The sequence below is a fragment of the Aeromonas dhakensis genome, from assembly GCF_002285935.1.
Taxonomy (GTDB): domain Bacteria; phylum Pseudomonadota; class Gammaproteobacteria; order Enterobacterales; family Aeromonadaceae; genus Aeromonas; species Aeromonas dhakensis.
Genome location: NZ_CP023141.1, coordinates 1965915 through 1986682 on the forward strand (window position 1 = coordinate 1965915; position 20768 = coordinate 1986682).

The 20768-nt window shown below is 62.8% G+C and carries 18 protein-coding genes; 7 read left to right on the forward strand and 11 right to left on the reverse strand.

All coding sequences use genetic code 11. The features are described from left to right. Nucleotides 1-129: 129 nt before the first annotated feature. The 3 genes from CK627_RS09645 (at nt 130) to CK627_RS09655 (ending at nt 2896) form a co-directional block, all read left to right on the forward strand. Nucleotides 130-768 (forward strand): class I SAM-dependent methyltransferase, encoded by a 639-nt coding sequence (locus CK627_RS09645; protein WP_095592211.1) that lies wholly within the window; start codon nt 130-132, stop codon nt 766-768. A gap of 74 nt (nt 769-842) precedes the next feature. Beyond that, on the forward strand, nt 843-2063 hold the full coding sequence (locus tag CK627_RS09650; RefSeq protein WP_095592212.1) for a winged helix-turn-helix domain-containing protein: 1221 nt from the start codon (nt 843-845) through the stop codon (nt 2061-2063). A 56-nt stretch (nt 2064-2119) separates the two neighbouring features. Next, nucleotides 2120-2896, forward strand: a complete 777-nt coding sequence (locus tag CK627_RS09655; protein WP_017787967.1) for a substrate-binding periplasmic protein — start codon at nt 2120-2122, stop codon at nt 2894-2896. Nucleotides 2897-3035: 139 nt separating this feature from the next. Here the strand turns inward: CK627_RS09655 and CK627_RS09660 are convergent, their stop codons facing one another. Next, nucleotides 3036-3677 carry a TetR/AcrR family transcriptional regulator gene (locus CK627_RS09660; RefSeq protein WP_095592213.1) on the reverse strand — a complete coding sequence of 214 codons (642 nt, stop codon included), beginning with the start codon at nt 3675-3677 and terminating at the stop codon, nt 3036-3038. 94 nt (nt 3678-3771) lie between these two features. Between CK627_RS09660 and CK627_RS09665 the strand changes: the two genes are divergently transcribed. Beyond that, complete coding sequence (locus tag CK627_RS09665; protein WP_095592214.1) at nt 3772-4470, forward strand: DAPG hydrolase family protein; 699 nt, start codon at nt 3772-3774, stop codon at nt 4468-4470. A 109-nt stretch (nt 4471-4579) separates the two neighbouring features. On the opposite strand, the gene frdD is transcribed toward CK627_RS09665, so the two are convergent. The 7 genes from frdD to mscM all read right to left on the reverse strand — a co-directional run bounded on the left by frdD (nt 4580) and on the right by mscM (nt 14514). Next, nucleotides 4580-4936: a fumarate reductase subunit FrdD gene (gene frdD, locus CK627_RS09670; RefSeq protein ID WP_005298330.1), complete on the reverse strand. Its 357-nt coding sequence runs from the start codon at nt 4934-4936 to the stop codon at nt 4580-4582. A 112-nt stretch (nt 4937-5048) separates the two neighbouring features. Further along, complete coding sequence (locus tag CK627_RS09675) at nt 5049-5447, reverse strand: fumarate reductase subunit C (protein ID WP_005298336.1); 399 nt, start codon at nt 5445-5447, stop codon at nt 5049-5051. Between the two features lie 16 nt (nt 5448-5463). Continuing rightward, the gene (locus CK627_RS09680; protein ID WP_005298338.1) at nt 5464-6198 is read right to left on the reverse strand and encodes a succinate dehydrogenase/fumarate reductase iron-sulfur subunit; all 735 of its coding nucleotides are present in this window, start codon (nt 6196-6198) and stop codon (nt 5464-5466) included. Then, nucleotides 6191-7975, reverse strand: a complete 1785-nt coding sequence (gene frdA / locus CK627_RS09685) for a fumarate reductase (quinol) flavoprotein subunit (RefSeq protein ID WP_005298339.1) — start codon at nt 7973-7975, stop codon at nt 6191-6193. Before frdA ends, CK627_RS09680 begins: the two co-directional genes overlap by 8 nt. Nucleotides 7976-8492: 517 nt before the next feature. After that, a complete protein-coding gene (locus CK627_RS09695; RefSeq protein ID WP_017764984.1) occupies nt 8493-10370 on the reverse strand; it encodes a methyl-accepting chemotaxis protein in 1878 nt (625 codons plus the stop codon). Nucleotides 10371-10502: 132 nt separating this feature from the next. Further along, entirely contained in the window at nt 10503-11213 is a 711-nt protein-coding gene (locus CK627_RS09700) for a glycerophosphodiester phosphodiesterase (RefSeq protein ID WP_095592216.1), read from the reverse strand. A gap of 22 nt (nt 11214-11235) precedes the next feature. Next, nucleotides 11236-14514, reverse strand: a complete 3279-nt coding sequence (gene mscM, locus CK627_RS09705; RefSeq protein WP_095592217.1) for a miniconductance mechanosensitive channel MscM — start codon at nt 14512-14514, stop codon at nt 11236-11238. A 155-nt stretch (nt 14515-14669) separates the two neighbouring features. On the opposite strand from mscM, the gene CK627_RS09710 reads away from it, so the two are divergent. Then, entirely contained in the window at nt 14670-16004 is a 1335-nt protein-coding gene (locus CK627_RS09710; protein ID WP_041203103.1) for an MATE family efflux transporter, read from the forward strand. Between the two features lie 87 nt (nt 16005-16091). Here the strand turns inward: CK627_RS09710 and CK627_RS09715 are convergent, their stop codons facing one another. Together CK627_RS09715 and CK627_RS09720 are read right to left on the reverse strand one after the other, a co-directional pair. Beyond that, nucleotides 16092-16916, reverse strand: a complete 825-nt coding sequence (locus CK627_RS09715) for a M23 family metallopeptidase (protein ID WP_095592219.1) — start codon at nt 16914-16916, stop codon at nt 16092-16094. 43 nt (nt 16917-16959) lie between these two features. Next, nucleotides 16960-17811, reverse strand: a complete 852-nt coding sequence (locus CK627_RS09720; protein ID WP_010633186.1) for a hypothetical protein — start codon at nt 17809-17811, stop codon at nt 16960-16962. Nucleotides 17812-17987: 176 nt separating this feature from the next. Here CK627_RS09720 and CK627_RS09725 point away from each other — a divergent pair, with 176 nt between their 5' ends. Then, a complete protein-coding gene (locus tag CK627_RS09725; RefSeq protein WP_095592220.1) occupies nt 17988-18764 on the forward strand; it encodes a BPSS1780 family membrane protein in 777 nt (258 codons plus the stop codon). A 63-nt stretch (nt 18765-18827) separates the two neighbouring features. On the opposite strand, the gene CK627_RS09730 is transcribed toward CK627_RS09725, so the two are convergent. Beyond that, nucleotides 18828-19727 carry a LysR family transcriptional regulator gene (locus CK627_RS09730; RefSeq protein ID WP_095592221.1) on the reverse strand — a complete coding sequence of 300 codons (900 nt, stop codon included), beginning with the start codon at nt 19725-19727 and terminating at the stop codon, nt 18828-18830. Between the two features lie 127 nt (nt 19728-19854). Between CK627_RS09730 and CK627_RS09735 the strand changes: the two genes are divergently transcribed. Continuing rightward, on the forward strand, nt 19855-20715 hold the full coding sequence (locus CK627_RS09735) for a Vmh family MBL fold metallo-hydrolase (protein WP_095592222.1): 861 nt from the start codon (nt 19855-19857) through the stop codon (nt 20713-20715). The last annotated feature ends 53 nt before the right edge of the window (nt 20716-20768 follow it).

Below are 20768 nucleotides of genomic sequence, written 5' to 3' on the forward strand. Positions count from 1 at the left end.
CAACTGGTTGAAAAAAGAGGTAAAGCTGCGACCCGAACACGGGGCGTGCGGACAAAAACCTTGTCAGCCGCCAGCCTGGCAGGCAAGCTGCGGCCACGTTTGACCGCCCCGCTTTCGAGAGGAGATGCCATGACCCCCTTATCCTGCCCGCTCTGCTGCGCCGCCGATGCCTATGAGCTGCCGGTGGCCGGCAAGCTGTACCATCGCTGCCGGGCCTGCGAGCTGGTCTGGCTGGATGCGGCCGAGCACCTGGATCCCGAGCGCGAGAAAGCGGTCTATGACGGCCACGACAACCAGGTGGATGACCCCCGCTATCGCGCCTTTTTGCTGCGTGCCTTCGGCGAGGTGCTGCGCCGCCTCCCTCCGCCGGCCAGCGGCCTCGATTTTGGCTGCGGCCCGGGCCCGGCGCTCATCGCCATGGGGCGGGAGGCGGGCTACCAGATGGCGGGCTACGACAAGTTCTATGCCGACGAGCCCGAGTTGCTGACGCGGCAGTATGACTTCATCACCAGCACCGAGGTGATCGAGCACATCGCCGAGCCGCGCGCCGTGCTGGAGACGCTGTGGGGCTGCCTCAAGCCCGGCGGCCTGCTGGTGCTGCAGACCCAGCGGGTGCTGGGGGACGAGCGCTTTCGGCAGTGGCGCTATCGCCACGATCCGACCCACATCGTCTTCTTTGCCGAGGCCTCCTTTCGCACCCTGGCGACCCGCTGGCAGGCACAGGTCGAGTTTCCTCACGCGGATGTGGCGGTCATCACCAAACCCTGAGCCGGGCGTTTTCATTTGGCCATGAGTTGGGCATGCTGGTGGCCCGATACCCAGGAACGGATGCCCCTATTTCCATGTCGATCCCCCACCTCTCATTGCAAGACGCCCGTCATCTGCAACTGGCGGCCCAAGGGCTGCTGACGCCGCGCCGCGGCAAGGCGAAACCGGCCGATCTGCTGGCCACCATCCGCCGCATGGCGCTGCTGCAGATAGACACCATCTCGGTGGTGGCCCGCAGCCCCTATCTGGTGCTGTTCAGCCGGCTGGGGCAGTACGATCCACGCTGGCTGGAGCAACTGCTGGCCGATGGCGATCTATTCGAATACTGGGCCCACGAGGCCTGCTTCGTGCCGCGGGAGGATTACCGCCTGCTGCGCCACCGCATGCTGGATCCCGCTGCCATGGGCTGGAAGTTTTCGGCCAACTGGCTCGCCACCCATCAGCAGGAGATCGGCGAGATCATCGAGCACATTCGCCAGCACGGCCCGGTGCGGGCGGCCGATTTTGAACGAAAGGGGGGCAAGGGCAACGGCTGGTGGGACTGGAAGCCGGAGAAGCGCCATCTGGAGGTGCTGTTCACCGCAGGCCAGCTGATGGTGCGCGAGCGGCGCAACTTCCAGCGGGTTTACGATCTGGCCGAGCGGGTGATGCCCGAGTGGCGCGACGCGCGGGATCTGCCGAGCCCGGAACAGGCGCAAAGGGACATGGTGCGAGCCAGTTGCCGGGCGCTGGGGCTGGTCAAGACCGGCTGGGTGGCCGACTACTATCGGCTGCGGCGCGGCAAATACGACGCCCTGCTCCATCAACTGGCGGACGAAGGGGAGCTGCTGCCGGTGCGGGTGGAGGGGTGGCAGCACGGCGCCTTCGTGCACGCCTCGCTGGCGGACGAGCTGGCCCAGGCCCAGTCCGGCACCCTCAAGGCCAGTCACACCACGGCGCTGTCACCGTTTGATCCGCTGGTCTGGGATCGCAAGCGGGCCAGCGAGCTGTTCCAGTTCGACTATCGCATCGAGTGCTACACCCCGGCGCCCAAGCGCCAGTACGGCTACTTCGTGCTGCCGCTGCTGCATCGCGGCAAGCTGGTGGGCAGGATGGACGCCAAGGCCCATCGCCAGCAGGGGATCTTCGAGATAAAGAACCTCTATCTGGAGGCGGGGGTCAGGGTGACCCGGACCCTGGCGCAGGAGCTGGCCAAGGCGCTGCAGCGGCTGGCCGACTGGCACCAGACTCCGACCTTGCGCTACGGCGCCATCCCCGCGCCCCTGCTGGCCCTGTGGCAGGAGGGGGCACTATAACGGGGATCGTCACACTCGCCTGCACTAAGCTGCAAGGGAGGCGAAGGAGGGAGACGATGACGCGAGCCATGTTGTTGCTGCTGGGATGGGGCCTGACCGGGCTGGTGGAGGCGGCCCAGCCCGAGGTGCAGATCTGCCTGGGGGAGGGCAACGAGTGGGCCCCCTTCACCTACTGGGAGCGCAAGGATGGCGTGCCCGATACCGGCCGTCTCACCGGCTCTGCCACGACCCAGGTGCTCGAGGCCCTGAAGCGGCTCGGTTTGTCCTACAAGATCCGCTATCTGCCCTGGGCACGGGTGCAGCAGGAGCTGGCCGACTATCGCCAGAACCGCTTGTGCGAGCTGACCTGGGATGCCAGCTACAAGCCGGAGCGGGCAGAATATGCCTTCTACAGCGTGCCGCTCTACTACACCCACCTCGGATTCTTCTACCTCAAGCGGCGCTTTCCCGAGGCGCCCGATCTGCAGACGGTCAATCGTTCCCGGGTATGCGGGGTGCTCGGCTACAACTATGCCCCCTACGGGCTGGCGCAGGAGCCGCGCCGGCTCAAGCAGTTGCAGCAGGCGCTGGACATGCTGGGGCGCGATCGCTGTGACTTTTTGCCCAGCGAGATTGAACCCCTGATGAGCGGTATCGGCCTTGGCATCTATCAGAGCGAGAGCGGGCTGCTCCACCTCGCCCTGCCCAGCCGCAAGGGCTTCTATCTGCTGGTGAGCAAGGGCTCGCCGCGCTCCTATGAGCTGGTGACCCGCCTCAACCAGTTGCTTATCGAGTTTCAGGACAGCGGTTACAGCGACGAGGTGATGCGCCGCTTCTTGCCGCCGATGGAGTGATGACCATAAAAAACCGGGCCTGATGCCCGGTTTTTTATGGCTGTGATGGCGCTGACTGGGGTGGCAACTTATCAGCAGGTTTCGCGTGCTAATGTCATCTCGCCCTTTGCCGCGACGCAGCCTCCTGGCCGAGGGGGCTTTACCCTCGCACTAGGCCGGGCAGGACCAGAGCAACGGCGGCGGCGATGCGCGCGCGGATGTCGCTGCCCGGCGCCAGCAAGCCGAGCGCCATCTGGCGCAGCGGCTCCGCCATGGTCATCGCCAGCAGCAGATCGCTGGTCTGGGCTGAATCAAGCTCGCGCAGCCAGCCCAGTTGCTGCTGGCGCTGCAACCACGCCGCCAGCGTCGCCCTGCCGCGCGCAATACCGTTCTCCTGATAGGCCATCAACAGGGCATCGCGCCCCGTGAACTCATGTTGCAGCAGCCGGAACATGCCGACCGCCTGAGCACTCAGCACCTGATCTGCAATCGCCTGCAAGCCCTGCTCCAGCATCTCCCCCAGGGCGCCTGGGTGAGTGGCATCCTGCTCGAATGCGGGTTGAAAGGCATCGGTCCAGCTGCGCACCGCCTGCGCCACCAGTTCGTCGCGGTTGGCGGCAAAGCGGTAGAGGGTCTTCTTGGCGACCCCCGCCTGTTTGGCCACCGCATCCACGGTCGCGGCGCCGTATCCTCCCTTGAGCAGCAAGGTCAGCGTTGCCTCGGCGAGGGCGCCACGCAGATCCGCTTCCGGGGTGACCGGACGGCCTCGTGAGCGTGTCTCTTCATCGGTTTGCTGTGACATGATGGGCTCCTGGAAAGCATTGACAGACTCAGCATACAGGCATAGCGTAATTTAGGAAACGGCTTTCGTTTCCTAAATTTATCGGAGTCTCATCATGAATACTTCCGCCTTGCTTGCCCCCTGGGGCGTCAATGACATCAATGAGTTGCTCAGACCGCAGCCGCTGCGCCTGGAAATGGGCCTGACCCGCAGCACCGAGGGCCTGCTGACGGTCGCCATCCGCACCGATCTGCACGGCTGCAAGGGGCGCATGCTGGATTGGTGGTTCACCTTCTTCGAGACGACCCAGCACATCCGGTGGTGGCACCCCCACGACCACGTCGAACACCGGGGCTGGGATCATCACTGGAAGAGAGGTGAGCGTTATGTGGGAGCCAGCATAGAGGCGGTGGAGTGGCTTGCCGAGCTGCCGCCGGTGGCGGCTCGCCTCAAGTTCCACGGCGCCGAAGAGGTGTTCGCCCCGCAGCCGCTGCAGGAGGCGCGGGAGACACAGGCTCTCTCTGCCGCCATCTGCGCCCGTATCGGCTTTGGCGATGAGGTAGTGCTGGATGAGAACGGGGCGCCGCTGGATGGCGAGATGTTGCACCTGGCGCGCGATACCCCATACGGCTGTGTGCTGCGCAGCCGCTTCCTGCTGGGCAAGGCCTGCACCAATCCGCTTGACGAGGTGCCGGACGAGATAGGCTTCAATTTGATGCGCCACTGCTACAGCGAATTCAGCTATCTGGCGCAGTTTCTGCCGTCGCTCTACTACGCGGAAAACGGCCGTGAGCCGGCACCGAGGCTCTGGTGAAGGATGCCGAACGAGTGCGCAGGCCAGCTGCCGGATGGAGATGAGCCGCGGAAGATGGTCATAAAAAAACCGGGCACTTGGCCCGGTTTGTCATGCAGTCTGGATGTGCTTACTGGAACACCAGCACCATCAGCAAACCCAGGGTGATGGCGGACACCAGGAAGGCGAAGCCATAGAACACATAGTGGTGCAGCTTGGTGGTGTGGATCCCCAAGTCATGCAGGCCGTGGTAGATGCGGTGCATGCCGTGCCAGATGGGCAGGGCGATGATGGCCAGCAGGATGCAGGCACCCCACCAGGAGCTGGCGAATTCCAGCACGCGCTCGTAGCTCATGGTCTCCACGTCCATGATGCCCATGGGCACCAGCAGACCTGTGATGAGGACAATGACCGGCAGCAGCATGGCAACGACCATGCCGCCGGCACCAAACAGACCCCAGTATATAGGCTCGTCAGAACGTCTCATATTTTTTCCTCAAATCATGATTGAGTGATCGTGGCCAACGTTTCTGAATGAGAGCCCGGTACCAAACAGACACCAATAACCAGGCTCGTCAGAACGTCTCATTGTTTTCTCCTCAGGCCACGATGATCAGGACAAGCAGGGATACCACCGCCAGCGCCACATACTGGGCGATGACGATCGGCTTCTCCGGCACCAGGTCTTCGCCACGGAAGATGCGCATGGCTTTCGGCGCCAGTGCGAACCAGGTCTTGGCGTGGAACAGGCAGGCTGCCAGGGCGATGACATGGAACAGGATGGCGATCGGGCTCTGCAGGGATTCCAGCCAGCCGTTGAACGCCTCCTGACCCTGTACCAGCCGCAGCAGACCCCACATCAGCACGACGGCGTAGATGGAGACGAAGATGCTGGTGCCTTCGCGGATCATGTAGCCGGTGTAGAAGGCATTCTTCAGCCACCAGTCTTTCTTCATTTCGCGGACGTAAGGCTTACGTTTGCTATTGGTGTTGTTCATGGTCTCATTCCTGCTCTCAATCTGGCTTGAACATGGCGATCATGTAGTCCTTGGCGCTCTCGACCTTGCCAAGCTGGATGGCCGCCGCCGGATCCACGCCTTTCGGGCACACTTCGGAGCAGTAGCCCACGAAGGTGCAACCCCAGACGCCCTCGTCCTGGCTGATGATCTTCATCCGCTCTTTGGACGCGCTGTCGCGGTTGTCGGCGTTGTAGCGGTAGGCCAGTGCCAAGGCCGCCGGACCGGTGAACTTCTTGTTGATGCCGTACTGCGGGCAAGCCGCGTAGCACAGACCGCAGTTGATGCACATGGAGAACTGGTGATACTTCGCCATGTCAGCCGGGGTCTGGGTGTACTCGCCATCGCACAGGTTGCGCGGCTCAGACGGGATGATGTAGGGCTTGATGCTCTCCAGCTTCTCGATGAAGTCGGACATGTCGACCACCAGATCGCGCTCGATCGGGAAGTTGTTGAGCGGCTCGATAGTCATCTTGCCCGGCAGGTAGTCCCGCAGGAAGGTCTTGCAACCGAGTTTCGGAATGCCGTTGACCATCATGCCGCAGGAGCCGCAGATCGCCATCCGGCAGGACCAGCGGAAGCTCAGGGTAGAGTCCAGATGATCCTTGATGTATTGCAGCGCATCCAGCAGGGACATCTCTTTGAGGTAGGGCACCTGGAAGGTCTGCATCCAGGGCTCGTTATCCTGCTCGGGACGGTAGCGCAGGATTTCAATTTCGATCATCTCAGCCATTCTTCTTAGCCTCGTCTTGTTTCTCACCCTCGGAACCGTACACGCGCTTGGCCGGTTGGGATTTAGTGATCTTCACATCGGAATAGTCGATGGTCGGGGCCCCTTCGCCGTTGTAGAAGGAGAGAGTGTGCTTGAGGAAGTTGACGTCATCGCGCTCCTCGTAACCGTCCAGACGCTGGTGGGAACCGCGGGACTCTTTCCGGTTGATGGCGGAGTGCGCCATGGCTTCGGCCACGTCCAGCATGTAGCCCAGTTCGATGGCGTACAGCAGATCGGTGTTGAAGACGGAGGACTTGTCGTTGATCTTGATCTTCTTGTAACGGGCTTTCAGCTCGTTGATCTTGTCGATGGTGCCCTGCATCAGCTCTTCGGTACGGTAGATACCGACCCCGGCTTCCATGGACATGCCCAGTTCGTTGCGGATATCCGCCGGGTTTTCGGTGCCGTCGATGTCGAGCAGGGAGAGGTGCTGCTTGATCAGCGCCTCGGCCTTGGCGGCCAGCGCCTGGGTGTTGCCGTGAGACTGGGTCTTGGCAAATTCACCGGCGTGCTCACCGGCCACCTTGCCGAACACCACGATCTCGGACAGGGAGTTGGAACCCAGACGGTTGGCGCCGTGCAGACCGACGGAGGCACACTCGCCCAGGGCATAGAGGCCCGGCAGACGGGTGGCGCATGCGCCGTTGGTCTCGATGCCGCCCATGGTGTAGTGGGCAGTCGGACGTACCGGGATCGGCTCCTTGACCGGATCCACACCCACGTAGGCCTTGGCCAGTTCGCAGATGAAGGGCAGACGCTCCTTCAGGTACTTCTCGCCGAGGTGGCGCAGGTCGAGGTGAACCACGTCGCCCATCGGGCCCTGGATCACGCGGCCTTTCTGCTGCTCCTGCCAGAAGGCCTGGGAGAGACGGTCACGGGGACCCAGCTCCATGTGCTTGTTCTTCGGCTGGCCGACCGGGGTTTCCGGGCCCAAGCCGTAGTCTTGCAGGTAGCGGTAGCCATCCTTGTTGAGCAGGATGCCGCCCTCACCACGACAACCTTCGGTCATCAGGATGCCGGTGCCCGGCAGACCGGTCGGGTGGTACTGGACGAACTCCATGTCGCGCAGCGGTACGCCGTGGCGGTAGGCCAGCGCCATGCCGTCACCGGTGACGATGCCGCCGTTGGTGTTGTAGCGATAGACACGGCCGGCGCCACCGGTGGCCAGAATGACGGATTTGGCCTGGATGAAGCGGGTGATGCCGTTCTGGATGTCAAAGGTCAGTACGCCCTGGACGCGACCATCTTCCACGATGAGATCCATGCAGAAGTGCTCGTCGAAGCGCTTGATGCTCGGGTACTTGATGGAGGTCTGGAACAGGGTGTGCAGAATGTGGAAACCGGATTTGTCTGCCGCGAACCAGGTGCGGGGGATCTTCATCCCGCCGAAACGGCGCACGTTGGCCTTGCCGTCCGGCTTGCGGCTCCAGGGGCAACCCCAGTGCTCCAGCTGGATCATCTCGTTGGTGGCGTTGTTGACGAAGTAGTCGACCACGTCCTGCTCACACAACCAGTCGCCACCGGAGACGGTGTCGTTGAAGTGGTTTTCGAGGGAGTCATCATCACGGACGACACCGGCGGCGCCGCCCTCTGCGGCCACTGTGTGGCTGCGCATCGGGTAGACCTTGGAGATCAGGGCGATCTCCAGCTCCGGGTGAGCTTCCGCTATGGCGATTGCGGCACGCAGGCCACCACCACCAGCACCGATGATGGCGACATCGGTCTTGATAATATCCACATCTGCCTCCTTAGGGATAGATTTGCTGGGCACGATTTTGCTCTATGAAAAAAATTCAGGCTTGATGCAAGTCAAACTGGTCTGTTTTAGTGCTTGGCAATGGTGATCTTTATCAAAATCACCCCATTCCTTGGATGAAAACGCCGTAATTATCGCCATCCTGCAGTTATCGGTATCAGCCGCTGTCATTACTATGGTTATTTTAAGCTCAGGATTATACGTAGTTTTCTTTCAAAAAAATGAGAAACACCTCTCTTTTTAGGTATTACCCCCAAAGTTTTTAAGTTTTTTATCAAAAATATTTAATAAGAATTATTCACGGATGGAATAATGTGGTGGTTGAGTTCAAAAAACTAATCCGAAGATTGTGATGGGTCAGCTGTTGCAAAGTCGATGGCTGACCGGCGTCGTACAGGAGAGTCGGTAATCCCTGCGGGTTGATGTGGTAATAACTATTGAAACCAAAGCATTTTCTCATAAAAAAAGGGGCCTGCATGGCCCCTTTTGTCGATCAGCATCAGATGCGGAACATGCCGACCTGATTGCTCAGTTCACCTGAAATATTTTTAAGTTGTTCAGAGAGATGACGCGAGCTGTCGGCATCGACCGCCAGCTCGTCCGAGACGTCCTTGACCGCCTGGATGTTGCGGCTCACCTCGTCGGTAACGGCACGCTGCTCCTCGGCGGCGCTGGAGATCTGGGTCGCCATGTCGGAGATCTGGTTGATGGAGGCGGTGATCTGCTCCAGTGCCTGGGTGGCATCGTTGGCATCTTCCACGCTGTTCTGGGCCAGCAGCTGGCCTTCGTGCATGGTGCTGACGGCGCCCTGGGTGTTGCGCTGCAGGGTCTCGATCATGTTGCGGATCTCGACGGTGGAGCTGTGGGTGCGCTGTGACAGCACCCGCACCTCGTCGGCCACCACCGCGAAGCCGCGGCCCTGCTCGCCGGCACGGGCTGCCTCGATGGCGGCGTTCAGTGCCAGCAGGTTGGTCTGCTCGGCGATGCCCTGAATGGTGGAGAGGATGGTGTTGATCTCCTGAGCGTTCTTCTCCAGCTCCTGGATGATGCCGGAAGCCTGTTTGACCTGGGTGGCGAGATCCGTGATGGAGCGCTGGTTGCGGGCGATCACCTGCTTGCCGTGCTCACAGCTGCTGGAGGAGCTGCGGGCCGCATCGGCGGTCTGCTCGGCGTTGCTGGCCACTTCCACCGCGGTGGCGGACATCTCGTGCACCGCAGTCGCGATCTGGGAGATCTCGTTTTGCTGGCGGGCCAGACCCTGGCTCGATTTCTCCGCCATGTTGTGGGACGACTTGGCCTGCTGGTTCAGTTGCCCGGAGGAGTTGGAGATGTCCTGCACCATCACGTGGATGCGGTCGATGAAGGTGTTGACGTGTTTGGCGACTATGCCCACTTCGTCTTCCCGCTCGATCTTGACGCGGCGGGTCAGATCCCCGTTGCCGCGGGAGAGATCGGCAATCGCCTCACCTAGAGTCTTCAGCGGTGCCAGGGAGCCGCTGATGGCGACGTAGGAGAAACCGGCCACGATGAGGATGGTCAGCAGGCCTTGCAGCAGGGCGGAGGTGACCATGCGCGAGACGGACTGGTAGGCGACCGCTTCGTCCACCACGATGCCGAAATACCAGTTGGTGTTCGGGATCTCGGTCAGGTCGAATACGCTGGGTTTGCCGCTGATCTCCATCTCGGAGATGGTGTTGTCATGGGCCAGTTCGTTGACCTTGGCGGCTGTCAGATCGGGGGAGAGGGCGGTGGCCGGCTTGAGCGCCAGCTCCTTGTCCGGGTGGGCGATGATGGTGCCATTACCGTCAACCAGGATGGCGTAGGTGCCTTCCGAATTGAGGGCCAGCACATCGCGTACCAGGGCATCGATGGAGACGTCACCGGCGATGACCCCCTGGGTGTTGCCCCGGGTGAAGGGCTCGGCGATGGTGATGATCAGCTGACCCGTGGTGATGTCGGCATAGGGCGAGGTGATGGCCAGCTTGCCGGCGGCCATGGCGTCCTTGTACCAGGGACGTTGACGGGGGTCATAGCCGGCCGGCAGGTCGGTCGGCTTGCTCTGGATCATCTTGCCATCCTTGGTGCCCACGTAGACCAGGTCGAAGTTGCCTGCGTTCATGGTCTGGGCCAGATGGCTGATGGGTTCGTCTTCCTTGGCGAAGGCCTCCTTGGTGGCGGTGACCATGCCGATGCGGGCGTCCAGCCAGCGGGAGATGCCTTTGACATTCGAGACCGAGCTGTCGTCGATGAAGCTCCAGATCAGACGCCGGGTCTCGCTTTTCAGTTGACTTGTGTTGTACCAGACCTGCAGGCCTGTGATGACCAGGATAATGACCCCGATGGCGAGGACAAGCTTGTTCTTGATGGATAAGTTCATGTTTACATCCTTGTGAGCTTCAGTCTGCGATGTGTGGTTTTATTGTTATGGGCCAACACTGTATCGGCCAAAGTCGAACTTTTTGTATCCCGGTGCGCCATTAAATTTATAGCTTAAATCAGCGGTTATCGATCACCTCCGACACAATGAGTCCAATTTGGCGGATGGCAGAAAGCGATCCGGCCGGTTGGTGAAGATGCCGTCGACGCCGATGGCGGCCAGCATCGCCTGATCTCCGGGATCATCGACCGTGTAGACCAGCACCCTGAGCCCGCGATCGTGGGCATCCTGCACCAGCTGTTGATCGACAAAATCCACGTCGCAGTTGAGTGACCAGGCACCCAGCTCGGCCGCAAAGGCCGCCTGGGTGAGGGGAATGGTGGAGGTGAGCGCCCCCAGCCGGATCTCGGGGCGCAGGGCGGCGAAGCGGGCAAGCTCGGGATGGTGGAAGGAGGAGACGACCCACTGGGCGGTCGTGAAGCCAAGCTCGGCCTCGGCACGCCGGGTCAGTCGGGCCACCTCGTCGGCTGTTTGTGCTCCTTTCAGCTCGATATGCAGCTCGCTCTGTCCGGCGATGGCCTCCATCACCTGCCACAGGGTCGGGATCCCCTCTCCCTCGCCGGCATTCAGGCTTTCCAGATAGGTGCGTGACTGGGCCATCAGCACGCCGCGGCCGTCGGTGCAGCGCTCCAATCTGCGGTCATGGAAGACCCACAGCTCGCCGTCGGCCTGCTGCACGTCGATCTCGATGGCTTCAGCCCCCAGCGTCAGCGCTAGCCTGATGGCCTTGAGGGTGTTCTCCGGTGCCAGTCCGCTGGCGCCGCGATGGGCGATGATCTGCATGTTGTGCTCCTGTGAGGGCGACTCAGGCCCGGCTCAGACGAATGTCGATCTGCTGGTGCGGCAGCCCCAGCCCCTGTTGCTGCAGTTTCTCCAGCACCAGCGAGTGGACCTCGTGGGTGATGGGCATGCGGTGATCCATGCTGTTCACGTAGAGCCGGATCTCGTAGATCAGGGCCGAGTCGGTGAATTCGATCAGGAACACCTCGGGGGAGGGGGTCTCCAGCACCAGGGTGGAGGCCTTGATCGACTCTTCCAGAATGGTCTGTATCTTTCTCGGCTCCTGGGTCAGGCCGATGCGGATGCGCAGCCGTACCCGGGTGATGGCGTCGGACAGCGACCAGTTGATGAACTGCTCGGTGATGAAGGCCTTGTTGGGGACGATGATCTCCTTCCTGTCCCAATCCACTATGGTGGTGGCGCGGGTCTTGATCTTGGTGACGGTGCCGGTCAGCTCGCGGATGGTGACAGTGTCGCCGAGCCGGATCGGTTTCTCGAACAGTATGATGAGGCCGGAGACGAAGTTGGCGAAGATCTCCTGCAGCCCGAAACCCAGGCCCAGGGAGAGGGCCGCCACCATCCACTGCGCCTTGGACCAGTCGATGCCGAGAATGGAGAAGCCGGTCAGAGCCCCCACCACCAGTACTATGTACTTGGTCACTGTGGTGATGGCAAAACCGGTACCGGGAGAGAGGCTCAGGTGCTGGAGCAGGGTCAGCTCCATCAGACCCGGCAGGTTGCGGGCGGTGACCACGGTCAGGATGAAGGTGAAGGCCGTCAGCATCAGATCCTGCAATGTGATGGCGACGACCTGCTCGATGCCGCCGATCTTGCTGCTCACCTGCCACACCTCGATGCTGCGCAGAAAGCTGAACGCCGAGTTGAGTTCGGACCACTGCACCACCACCAGCATGGTGAAGCCCAGCATCAACAGGGTGCGCACCAGCCCGAGGGACTGGGCGCTGATGGTATCCAGATCCAGCTCTGTGTCCTCCACCACGTCCGGGATCTCGGAGCTGAGCTCGTCGTGTCCCTCTTCTCGGCCGCGCTGGGCCAGGATCTCGGCGCGCTTGCTCTTGGCCCGCTCGAAGGCGAGGCGACGACGCTGGATCAGCATCCAGCGGTGCGCCAGATAGTAGACGAGCAGGCAACCCAGCCCCATCAGCAGGCTCAGCTCCAGCTGGCGCAGCAGGATGCGGGAGGTATAGAAGTAGCCGAGCAGAGAGCCGATCACCGCCAGCAACGGCGCCAGCATCAGGCTGTTCCAGATGAAGTGGTGCAGCAGGTGGGGCTTGCTCATGTCGGCCTGGCCCCAGGTGAGCGGCAGCCGCTCCCGGTTGAGGCGGGCGAAGAACAGCAGCAGCCAGAGGGCGCCGACGATGAAGGCCAGCCGGCCGAGGGAGTCGTAGAAGGCGTGCTCCTGATAGCTGTTGGCCATGCCCTGCACGAAGAAGCTCGGGATGATCACCAGCAGCAGGGTGCGAAACTGACTCCACACCTTCTGCACCCGCTCCTTCTGCCAACGAAAATGGAGGATCAGGATCCCCTTCTCCAGCGTCAGGTGACGCGCCATCAAGAGCGCCAGCAGCAGGAACCAGATCTCGCCGAGGCCGCGGGCCACCGCCACCGCGAACGGGTATTGCCAGGCGCCGTCGAGCAGGCCGCGCACCATCAGCACCATGGCGGGCAGCGGCAGGGAGGCCAGCAGAGAGCGCATCAGCAGCCGGCTGGTGAGGCTGAACTTGTCCTGGGTCACCTTGCCGATGCGGGGCGCTATGTACTGGCTGTAGTGGGTCAGGTGGCGAGCCAGCTTGAACCAGCACCAGGCCAGCACCAGGATGCCGATACCGGCGAAGGTGAGGGTGATGGGGTTGTTCTCGGCGATGGCCCGGGGCAGCTGCAGCCAGTTGACCGGGTTGAGGGCGAGGCCGAGGGCGGCCGGTACCCCGAGCAGCACGGCCGGGGTGAGCGGGCGCACGTCCGGCATCCAGAACAGGTGGCTGGCGCTGAGCTCGCGGATCTCGTCGATCTTGCTGTTCTGGCGGCTGTAGAGCAGCTTGAGCCGGGTCTGCTCCTGAATGAGGCTGTCGGCGGCGTCGTTGAGTCGGGTCAGCAGCTGCCGCCTGGCCTTGAGCAGGTTGTCGAGCACCGCCAGCTGGGCGCGATCCAGGGTGATGCCGTCGGTGGTCAGCAGCTGATCGCGCAGCTGACGCGGATCCTTGAGGGCATCCTGCTCGGTCTCGTACTGGTATTTGGCCATGCGGGCGTTGACGATGGCCGACTCCAGCTTGTCGAGGGGGAAGTAGGCGGGCAGATCCGAGAGTTTGCTGCGCAGGTTCTCGCCGTAGGCGTTGCTGATCTGCAGCCACTCCAGTTGCTCGCGCACCGAGTTGACCAGGTCGTTCAGGGTCGAGAGGTTCGTGTCGATCACCCGCTGCTCGTCCTGCACCCGTTCAATCTGATCTTCGAGCGCGCCGAGCTGGATGGAGAGCGCCTGGTTCTGCTGTTGCTGCTCCAGCAGCAGCGGCATGTCGGAGGTGAGCTGTTTGCGCAGCCGCTCGCTCTCCGCCAGTGCCTGTTCTGTCTTGTCGCGGCGCAGCTGGTTCTGCTGGTTGAGCAGGCTGGTCTGCCACTCGTCCTCGTCGGTGATGGCGAGGTTGAGCTCCTGCAGCCTGAGCTTGCCCAGATCGTTGCGCTGCTGGGCGGAGAGCTGCTCCAGCTCCAGCATCTGGATCCGGTCGGAGAGGCTCTGCTCCTTGAGGCGGGTCACCAGCTGCTGGGCATCCTGCTGGCGGTCAGACTCGCTGCTGAAGCTGAGCCGATCGAGCAGGGCACGGGTCTGCTGCAACTGCTTGCGCAGCTCGTCGACCCGCAGGTGATACTCTTGGCCGGTGCTCTCCAGCTGGTTGAGGCTGTCCATCACCCCCTGGCGCTCCTTGCGCAGGTTGAGCTGGCGGTTGCTGCTCAGGCCGATGGCCTGGCGCAGCGCCTCCTCCTTCAGGGAAGAGAGGGCAGGGCGAGGCTGGGGCTGGTAGTTGTGCAGGCTCTCCTTGAGGCGGGCCGACTCCTTGGGATAGTCGATGAGCACCTGCTGATAGGCCTTGCCCTGCTCGCGGTAGCGCTGGGCTTCCCGGGCAAATTGCAGCGCCTGCTGGTAGCTCTCCCGCAGCTTCTGGTTCTCCGGGGTGTCCGTCTTGGGCACGCTCTGCAGCAGCTCTTCCACCTGGGTGATGGCGTCATCGGCCTGGGCAAGGGGAGAGAGAAGAGTAAGGCAGAGCAGCAGGGAGAGCAGGCGTTGCAACATGGCGCACGTTTCCGTTCAGGTGGAGTCGCCCTAGCCTAAAGCAGGGGCCTGGGCGGGTAAAGTTTTCCATATTAATGATTTGTAACATAAATAACGGGCGATCCCGGCCCGCTTTGGCTATCATTCCGGCCGTTTTCCCCTCCATTGAGCATCTTATGTCCGCAGTCGATCTGGGCACGGCCCCCCTTTCCCGCCTGTTCTGGCGCTACGTCACTCCGACCGTGGCCGCCATGCTGGTCACCGGCATCTATGTCACCATAGACGGCATCTTCGTCGGCCATATTCTGGGCCAGGACGGCCTGGCCGGCATGATGCTGGCCTACCCCATCTGCGCCGTGCTCTATGCGGTGGGGGCGCTGATCGGCATGGGCTCCTCGGCGCTCGCCTCGTTTTATCTGGGCAAGGGGGAGCAGGCCAGGGCACGTCACATCGTCGGCAACGCGCTGGTGATGGTGCTCATCGCCTCGGCGCTGCTCGCCTTCATCGGCATCCACTACGGTGACGAGATGCTGGTGTGGATGGGGGCGGAGGGGGCCATCTTCGACGCCGGATACGCCTATCTGCAGTGGTACTCCTGGCTCGGGGTGTTCGCGGTGCTCTCCATGGCCTTTACCGCCCTGCTGCGCAACGACGGGCGACCCGGCCTCACCACCTGGATCCTGGTGGGGGGCGGCGTGCTCAACGTGCTGCTCGACTACCTGCTGATGGCGGTGATCCCCTGGGGGCTGGCGGGGGCCGCCATCGCCACCATGCTCTCCCAGGCGGTGACCGGGGGGCTGTGCCTGTGGCACTTCTTCACCCCGCGCAGCCAGCTGCGCATTCGCTGGGATACCCTGCGGCCCGACTGGCGGCTGATGGGAGAGACATTGCGACTCGGGGTGTCGAGCTTTCTGATGTACCTCTACCTGTCGGTGGTGCTGGCGCTGCACAACAAGGCGCTGCTCTCGGTCGGCACCTCGTTGCACGTGGCCGCCTATGGGGTCATCAGCTACAGCGAGGCCTTCTTCTATCTCATCTTCGAGGGGATCGCCATGGGCATCCAGCCCATCGCCAGCTTCAACGCCGGGGCGGGCAACTGGGCACGGGTGCTGCGGGTGCGAAACCTGGCGCTCGGGGTGACGCTGCTGGTGGCCCTGTGCGGCATGCTGCCGCTCTATCTCTGGCCGGAAGGGGTGGTCTACCTGTTTGCCGGTGACAACGCGGCCCTGTTGCCGGTGGCCAGCCTGGGCATCTGGCTCTACTTCTGGGGCTTGCCGATGGAAGGCCTGCTGCTGGTGGGGGCCACCTACTTCCAGGCCATCAACCGGGCCCGTATCGCCTCCCTGCTCACCGGCGGCAAACTGGTGCTGATCGGCGGCTTTCTGTGGGGCTTCTCTTCCCTGTGGGGGGTATCCGGCGTCTGGCTGGCGCTGCCCACCTGCAGCACCCTGCTGGTACTGGTGATGTGGCGGGCGATGAACAGGGAGGCGCGCCAGCACAGCGCTGCCTGACAGGTGGTCATTCGTCCATGAAAAAGGCAGCCTCGGCTGCCTTTTTCGTTTTGAACGCCCCTGCCTGCGCGCGACAGGTCTCCGGCCTCAGGGCTTGAAGGCGCCGATGAAGATGGCGGGGTCGACGCGGGCGTCGTTGAGACTGACGTTCCAGTGCATGTGGGGACCGGTGGCGCGGCCGGTGGCGCCGACCCGGCCGACGATGCCGCCGCGGGGCAGGCTTTGGCCCAGCTTCACGTCGACCCTCGACATGTGGCAGAACATGCTGATGAGCCCCTGGCCGTGATCGACGAACACCGTGTTGCCGTTGAAGAAGTAGTTGCCGATCAGGATCACCTTGCCAGCGGCTGGTGCCTTGATGGGGGTGCCGGCACCGACCGCGAAGTCGAGGCCGGAGTGGGGGTTGCGCTCCTCGCCGTTGAAGAAGCGGCGCAGCCCGAACGGGCTGGAGAGCGGACCCTCCACCGGTTTGTCGAACAGCAGGTTGCTGGGCTGGGCCGGGCTGAAGGTCTGGTAGGCGCGGGTCTGCTCCGCCAGCTCCCGGTTGATGCGGGCCATGTCCTCGGCCAGCGGGTTGACCTGACGGCCGTTCTTGAGCTTGATGTGCTGCTCGCGATAGTGCTTGCTGCCGACCGTGAAGCCGAGGGTGCGGCCATCGCTCACCTGCAACTGGTGGGGGCCGGGCTGGCTCTTGAGGGGGATGCCGACGATGGCAATCCAGCGCTTGCCCTCTTCACGCACCACCAGCACCGGCTTGTCCTGATAGCGGGCGGTCGGGGCCTGCGCCTCGCTGCCAAGGGGCACCACGGCGACGCCACCCGGCACCGGGTGGTTGAGCAGGCGACTGATGAAGCCCTCGGCGAGGGCGGACTGGCTGGCCAGCAGCAACAATAGACAACAAACGACTCTCATGATGATTCCAGGCTGGGTTGACTAAGACGAAAAGGTAACGAAATCAGGAGGCTGGCTGGAAGCGCTGGTAGATGGCTTCCATCTGAACCGAGACTTCCTGGCGCACCAGATCCAGTTCCAGCATGTCTTGCAGCACCTTGAGCTGATCCGGGCTCAGGAAGCCGCGGCTGCTCTCCAGCACCCGCTGGGTATAGGCGCGCTGGTTCTCCAGATAGGTGCCGGCATCGCCGCTCTCCTGCTGGGCCAGCTGCTGGTTCGCCTCGCTCAACAGGCGCGTCAGGGATTGGCGCTGGGCCGGTGCCAGCAGCTCGCCGCGCTCCGCCAGGCGGCCCTGGATCTCCAGCAGGCGGTTGGTGTCGCCCGAGTAGATCTCCTGCTCGAGCCGGGTGCGGGTATCCTCCCCCAGCAGGTTGCTGAGGTTGCTCCAGATGCGCTGGCTCTCCTGCTCGTAGGCGTCGGGATGATCGAAACCAAGGCGATAGAGCTCGCGCAGCTGCTCCTGCACCTGGCCGCGCACGTCCTCCACGATGTCGAGCCGATCGAAGACGGTGGTGAGCTGGCTGCCCTGCTCGGCGTCATAGAGCCGTTCGATCAGCACGGACCCTTCGCTCGACTGGCTCCACTGGCTGATGGCGGCTTCCAGCTCGGGGTTGGGGGGGAGCGCCTCCTGGGCGGGCGCAGGCTCGCTCTGGGAGCCCTTGCCGGGCAGCTTGGCCAGCAGGCTCTGCCCCGGGTTCTGGCTGCTGCTCTGGGAAGCTGACGCATCGCACTGGGCTGCGCGGGCGGTGCCGGCGGCGTCTGATTCCGGCTGGGCGGCGGTGTGGTTGGCTTGCCACTGCCAGAGGTTGAGCAACAGGGAGGCCAGCAGCAGCGGCGCCAGGTGAGATGTACGCATTTTGGATTCTCTTGAATAAGTGAACGCCCCTTGCAGAGGGGTCTCTTATGATAACCGTAACGTCTGATACAAGCAGCCATGACGTGCACCTGCGGTGTCGACGGCGGCCCGCCATTGAGTCGGGGGCCCCATGGCTCTAGAATCGGCAACCAGCCGTTTTCATCCGAGGAACTGTTATGAATGGATTGTCCCCCCTGCGCACAGCACCCGCCCGTCACCCCATAGGGCGTGGCTGGGTCTGGGTGCGGTCCGGCTTCGATATCTTCAACAAGGGGATGGGGGCCAGCGTCGGCATGGTTCTCGTCTGGTTTGCGGTCGGTCTGCTGCTGGAGCGCCTGCCGGCGGGCAGCCTCATCTCCCAGCTGCTCTACATGGTGTGGGGCGCCGGCTGGGTGGCGGTGGCCCACCACGGTTATGAAGGCAACCCGCTGCGCTTCGCCGACTTCTTCTCCGGCTTTCGGCACAAGCTGACGCCGCTGATGCTGGGGGGGCTGCTGGTGCTGGCCCTGTTCAGCCTGATCGGTCTCATCTGCCTGGGGCTGCTCTCCATGTGGGGGCTCACCTCCCTGCTGACCCAGGATCCCGAGTCCCTGGTGGTCACGGCGGCCCAGGCCCAGGGGCTGCTGCTCTGCCTGCTGCTGGGGCTGGCGCTGCTGATCCCGGTGCTGATGGCCATCACCTTCGCCCCCGCGCTCATCTATTTCCACGACGTGGGGATCCTGCAGGCGGCCAAGCTCAGCTTCAAAGGCTGCCTGACCAACATGTGGCCCTTCCTCTGGTGGGGCATAGTCGCCGCCATCCTGATGCTGTTTGGTGCGGCGCTGATGCTGGTGGGGCTGCTGGTGGTGATCCCGGCCCTCAACTACTCCATCTATGTGGCATATCGGGAGATCTTCCTGGATGTGGCGCAGGAGACGCCGGCCGATGCCCCGCTGAGCGGTTTCGAAGCCTGAGTGCGGCCAGCGAGTCTGGCATATTGAACGAAAGGGGCCTGACGGCCCCTTTTTCATGCCGGTTTAATCGCGCCACATGGGGTCGGCGGCCATGCGTTCCACCATAAAGTCGAGGAAGCTGCGCAGCAGCGGTGACATCTGTTTGCGGGTGCCATAGACGGCGTAGACGCCGAGTCGCTTGGGCTGCCACTGCTCCAGCAGCGGCACCAGGGTGCCGGTCTCGAGATGGGGCTGGGCGGAATAGCGAGGCTGCAGGCTGATGCCGGCACCTTCCAGGGTCGCCTCCAGCAACAGGTTGGAGATGTTGGCGCTGAGGTTGCCGCTGACCGGCACAGATTCGGGCCCGTCCGGCCCCTGAAATTCCCACAGGCTCTTGCCGAAATAGGTGTAGGTGAGGCAGTTGTGCAGGGCGAGATCCTGCACCTTGTGCGGCGTCGGGTGTTTGGCCAGATAGGCCGGGCTGGCACAGACCACGGAGTGGCAGGTGCCGAGCCGGCGGGCCACCAGGTTGGGATCGAGATCATTGGTGATGCGGATGGCGAGATCGATCCGCTCCTCCACCAGGTTGACGGTCCGGTCCAGTAGCAGGATATCGATGGCGGTGCCCGCATAGCGCGCCAGGTAGTCGTTGGCGGCCCCCACCAGCAGGGCTTCCGAGAGCGAATAGCTGCTGGTGATGCGCAACTGCCCCTTGGGCGCCTCGTCGCCGCGCACGGCGATCTGCTCCATCTCTTCCCCCAGCGCCAGCATGGCCCGGGCCCGGTTCAACGCCTCTTCTCCCGGGCCGGTCAGACTGAGCCGGCGGGTGGTGCGGTGCAGCAGCCGCGCCCCCATCCACTGCTCCAGCTCCGCCAGATAGCGGGTCACCATGGCGCGCGACATCTCCAGTTTCTCCCCGGCGCCGCTCAGGCTGCCCTGTTCGACTACGCTGACAAAGACCCGCAATGCGGTCAGTCGATCCATGTTCAGGCTCTCTATATGCTCGATTAATGCAACAGTGATGCGCTCATTATGCTGTATTTGTACCGAAAGTGATCCAATAAACTGTGTCCATCTGATGAACCCCTGATGACTTGATGAGGAATACCCGATGAACAATACCCTGATCCGCAATCTGACCCTGGCTACCACCCTGCTGAGCGGTGCCGCCATGGCCGCCCCGCTGACCGTAACTGTCTACAACCCTGGCGAGAAGGCCATCTTCCCGGTCTCCTCTTCCCTGGTGGCCGGTGACAAGGAGGCGATCCTGATCGATGCCCAGTTCGACGTGCAAAACGGTCAGGCACTGGTCGACATGATCAAGAAGAGCGGCAAGAAACTGACCACCGTCTATATCAGTGCCGGTGACCCCGACTTCTACTTCGGTCTGGAACCTGTCATGGCCGCGTTCCCCGACGTCAAGGTGCTGGCCGACCAGCATGTGGTTGACCACATCAACCAGACCAAGGATGCCAAGCTGAGCTACTGGAGCCCCATTCTGGGCAAGGGTGCACCCAAGAGCCTGACCGTGCCGCAAGTGATGACGGCCAGCCACCTGACCCTGGATGGCGAGCAGATCGAGATCAAGGAGATGAACACCCCGAATGCCTACCTGTGGGCGCCGTCCATCAAGACTGCCTTTGGTGGTGTGCCGGTCTACAGCGGCGTACATGTGTGGATGGCGGACAGTCAGACCAAGGCCGCTCGCAGCAACTGGGTCAAGGCGCTGAACAATCTGCTGGCGCTGAAGCCTGAGCGCGTGGTGCCGGGTCACTTCCTGGGGACTGCGCCCAAGGGCAGCGCCGCCGTGACCTTTACCCGTGACTACGTAGAGCGCTTTGAGCAGGAGCTGGTCAAAGCCAAGAACTCCGGCCAGCTGATTGAAGCTCTGAAGAAGGCTTACCCGTCCCTGCCGGTCGACGACGGTCTGGCCATCGGTGCCAAGGTCAACACCGGCGAGATGAAGTGGTAACCCCCTGACGCCTACTTCCCTGTGTTTTTTACCGGGCCCGAGGGCCCGGTTTT